The sequence below is a fragment of the Paraburkholderia sp. Ac-20336 genome, assembly GCF_017105025.1.
Classification (GTDB): Bacteria; Pseudomonadota; Gammaproteobacteria; order Burkholderiales; family Burkholderiaceae; genus Paraburkholderia.
The window spans coordinates 1-4433 of sequence record NZ_JAAGPS010000238.1 but is presented as its reverse complement, the minus strand read 5'-3'; the positions used below and the strand labels follow the sequence as shown (position 1 = coordinate 4433).

The 4433-nt window shown below is 69.4% G+C and carries 2 protein-coding genes; both read left to right on the top strand.

Going from position 1 to position 4433, the window contains the following annotated elements:
- Nucleotides 1-470 precede the first annotated feature (470 nt).
- A complete protein-coding gene (locus GXB81_RS30435) occupies nt 471-2510 on the top strand; it encodes a serine/threonine-protein kinase (RefSeq protein WP_205991147.1) in 2040 nt (679 codons plus the stop codon).
- Between the two features lie 45 nt (nt 2511-2555).
- A partial coding sequence (locus GXB81_RS30430) for an MltA domain-containing protein (RefSeq protein ID WP_241016596.1) occupies nt 2556-4433 on the top strand: 1878 nt, incomplete at its 3' end.

Below are 4433 nucleotides of genomic sequence, written 5' to 3'. Positions count from 1 at the left end.
GACGCGCCGCCGGCCGCCTGCGCATGAGGCGCCGCGCCCACCAGCAGCGCGCCGGCCACGAGCGCGCCCGTGAGCCACACCGTATCGATACCCCGGGTCAACGTCACGACAGCGCGCCGGCCGATACCGCGCACGACGCTGTGTGCCATCCCGCTTGATAAGCCTTGGCGCTCGTTCACTTTAACTTCCTGCAAGAAGGCAAAAGGAAGCGGCTGGGACGGAATGCGCGCACAACCCTCGTGTTGCGCGCCGCGATTTTTTGTTACTACCGTGTAAACGAATCATGCGCGCCGATTTTGAAACAGGGAGCGCGCGCCGCGAGCACCGCCCGGCGCGGTTCGCGCTCGTGCGCCGAGCCGTTTTCAAAATGCGGCGCGCTGATTCGTCTTCAAGGTGGACGCGCCTGCGCGCGAGGGTGGCGCTCGCGTATGCCGAGCGCGGCCGTCGTCCACTCCAAAGAACCGAAGCCGATGAGCAGCCCCGACGACAAAACCGTGATCGTGCAACGGCCACCCGCAGCGGACGGTCCGCCGGTCGCAGCCGAAAACGCGGACCCCGATCGTACCGTCGTCACCCGCCCTGCCGCGCAGAGCCCGAACGCGCAACATGCGCTCGCCGCCGGCACCCGGCTCGGCGAGTTCGAGATCGTCGAGCTGATCGGCGAAGGCGGTTTCGGCATCGTCTATCTCGCCTACGATACCCAGCTCGGCCGCCACGTCGCGCTCAAGGAATACATTCCGGCCGCGCTGGCTTCGCGCGTCGGCGCGGCCGAAGTGTCGGTCAAGTCGGAGCGCCATGAGGAGACCTTTCGCGCCGGCCTGAAAAGCTTCATCAACGAGGCGCGGCTGCTCGCCCGCTTCGATCATCATTCGCTCGTCAAGGTGTACCGGTTCTGGGAAGCCAACGGCACCGCGTATATGGTGATGCCGTACTACGAAGGCATGACGCTGCGCGACGGCTTGCGCCGCCTGCCCGCACCCCCGGACGAAGCCTGGCTGCGCGCGCTGCTTGCACCGCTGATCGAAGCGCTGGCGGTGCTGCATGCGGCGCAGTGCTATCACCGCGACATCGCACCGGACAACATCATGCTGCTCAAGGGCAGCGGCCGCCCCGTGCTGCTCGACTTCGGCGCGGCGCGGCGGGTGATCGGCGACATGACCCAGGCCCTGACGGTGATCCTGAAGCCCGGCTATGCGCCCATCGAGCAATATGCCGAAGTGGCGGCGCTGAAACAGGGGCCGTGGACCGATGTGTATGCGCTCGCCGCGGTGGTCTATTTCGCGATCGAGGGCAAGACGCCGCCGCCCTCGGTCGGCCGGATGATGAGCGATACCTATGTGCCGCTCGCCACGACCGCGGCGGGCCGGTATAGCGAGCGGTTTTTGCGCGCGATCGACCACGCGCTCGCGGTGAGCCCCGAGCAGCGTCCGCAAAGCGTTCAGGCACTCGCGAGCGAACTGGGCATTGCGATCGATACGTCCGATGCCGGGCAGGAGGCGCATGAGGACACCTCTCGCGCCCCCGTCGATGCGGCGGGCGCCAGCGCGCCAACGGTGCCGCCCGTCACCGTCGCGGCGAAGCGCAACGAGCCCGCGACGGCGGCCGTCACCGCGACTGGCGCCGACGGTCAACAGAAACGCGCGGGGCTGATTGCGGCGGGGGTGGTTGGCGTCGTTGCGCTGGCGGCGGTCGGCACCTGGTTCGCGACGCGCACGCCACCGGCCGCGAGTACTGCTGCGACCACGACAGCGACCACAACCGCGACGGCAACGGCAAGCACCGGGGCTCCCGGTGCAACGACGCCGAAGCCCGTCGACGCCGCGCCGACGACTCCGGCCGATATCGCTCAAAGTCCGGCGACCACGGCCCCCGCGCCGGTCATCGGGAGCACGCCTGCAACGCCCCCCGCCAGCGTCACGCCAACGCCTGCCGCACCTGCTGCGCCTACCGTTCCTGCCGAGTCGGCCGCATCGGCCGACACCCTCGCCCCCTACACGCCCGCCGGCGAGCTGGAGCGGATTGCGTCGCTGGCCGATCCCGCGATTCATGTCACCGCCACGCCGAGCAGCGCGACCGCCACGATCGGCAAGGATCATCTGCAATTCAGACTCGCCAGCAATCGGGCCGGTTATGTGTACGTCTTCATGGTCGATCCGGACGGGCAGTACCTGCTGCTGTTTCCAAACGGACTGGACCGCAACAACCGGATCGCCGCCGCTCAGACTCTCTCGCTGCCGCGCGCGAGCTGGCCGATGCTGGCGGGCAATCCGCCGGGGCCGAATCACTTCCTGACGCTGGTCTCGACGACGCCGCGCGATTTCTCCGACGGCGGACTGAAGCCCGCGGCACCGTTCCAGACCTTCCCCGAAGGCGCCCAGCACGCAGCGGCCGCGCGCCGCAGCCCGAGCTACTCGCCGTTCGCGGGCAAGCCGCGCTGCCCGGCCGGCAGCGCGAATTGCACCGGCGAGTTCGGCGCCGCCACATTCACCATCGATGCCGTCAAGCCGTGAGGCTAGCCGCGCGCACGATGTTCGCGATGGCCCGAAGGAGGCCGCATGCAAAAGGTTCCGCTTCTTCTGCTTGCGCTGACCGCCACGCTCGCGGGTTGCGTCAGCAACAATCCTGCGACGAGCGTGGTCCTGGGGGCCACGAGTCATGCGGCGGTGTCGTCGTCGCCGGTCTCGCCGGTCGCAGCGGTATCGACAGGTGAGCAGGCGGCGACGGTATCGGCATCGTCCGCCGCGCAACCCGCGTTGACCGCACCGCCGCTTGCGCAACCCGTCGCGCCGCCGCCGCGCATGCCCGCTGCGGCGATGGCGCCGCCAACGGCACAGGCACAGGCAACGGCTGCGAGCCCGACCGGCGGCGCGGTCAGCGGCGGCACTACTGGCACCACTGGCACCACAACCAGCGGCACCGCCAGCACACCACCCAAACCCGCCCTCGCCAGCGGCTTCGCCACGCGCCACGCGTACTACGAGCCGACCGCGTTCGGCGATCTGCCCGGCTGGGACACCGACGACGTCGCCGCATCCTGGGACGCGTTCCGCCGCAGTTGCCTCGTGCTCGGCGCGCGCAGCGGCTGGTCGGACCCATGCAATGCCGCGCGCGCGGTGGATGCGCGCAACGTCGCGGCCATCCGGCATTTCTTCGAAACGTATTTCAACGCCTATCAGATCCGCAATCCCGACCGCTCGGCCGACGGCACCATGACCGGCTATTACGAGCCCCTGCTCAACGGCAGCCCGCAGTACGGGGGCGCCTACGTCTATCCGCTCTACGGCACGCCGACCGACATGCTCTATCTCGACGCGCGGCGTTTGCCGGACCGCGCGCGCGGCAGCGTGAGCGCGGCGCGCATCGAGGGGCGCAACGTAATCCCGCTCGGCGACGCAACCGGCACGACGAGCGGCGGCGCCAACCCGAAGGGCGTCTATACGCTCGACCTGCGCGACAGCGTGCCGGATATCCGCGACAAGAAGATCCGCCTGCGGCTCGACGGCGAGCGCATCGTGCCGTACTACACCCGAGCCGAGATCGAGCGCGGTGCCTTGAAGGCGCCGGTCCTCGCCTATGTCGACGATCCGGTGATGCTGTATTCGATGCAGTTGCAAGGCGCGGGCAAGGTCCGCATGAGCGACGGCTCGATCCGCCGCTTTGCCTATGCCGAACAGAACGGCCGACCGTTTCTGCCGCCGCTCGCGCACAACGGCAACGCGGCGGCCGGCGCGCGCAAGCTCGTGGTGCGCGGCATGGAGATGCAGGTCGACGTCGGCGACGACGACGCGCCGGCCGCGAGCAACGACGGCGACGCAGCGCCCACCACCACCGATGACGACGAACCCTCGTCGCCGCTGCTGCGCGGCTTCACACTGGCGACGAGCACGCCGTCGAGCGCGGGCACGATCACGCCGGCCATCGCGGACACCGCCGGCGCGCACAAGCCGGGCAATGCGGCAAGCGCCGCAATCGGTGCAACCGGCGCGCATGACGCGAACGCAACGCGGCCTCGCCCCGTGTTCGCGATCACCGATCCGAGCTATGTGTTCTTCCGCGCGATTCCGGATTCGCCGAATGGTCCGCTGGGCGCGTTGGGCGTGCCGCTGTCGGCGGGACGCTCGGTGGCCGTCGATCCGCGCACCACGCCGCTCGGCGCGCCGGTGTTCGTCTCCACGCGCGACGACCCCGCGGCGCCCGGCGCGGTCAACCGTCTGATGCTGGCGCAGGATTCGGGGGGCGCGATTCAGGGGGCCGTGCGGGCCGACTACTTCTACGGCTTCGGTCAAACCGCGCAGACGCAGGCAAGCCACACCAAGGAACGGCTGCGCATGTGGGTACTGCTGCCCAAAGGCCTGCACATCGCCGCGCAGGAGACCTCGCTGAAAACGCGCGGAGCCGGGCCTGCCGCATCGGATGCCGATTGCCTCGTCAGA

Bases quoted from the DNA above. Each gene is read 5' to 3' on its own strand.
- GXB81_RS30435 (WP_205991147.1), top strand. From the start codon at position 471: ATGAGCAGCCCCGACGACAAAACCGTGATCGTGCAACGGCCACCCGCA.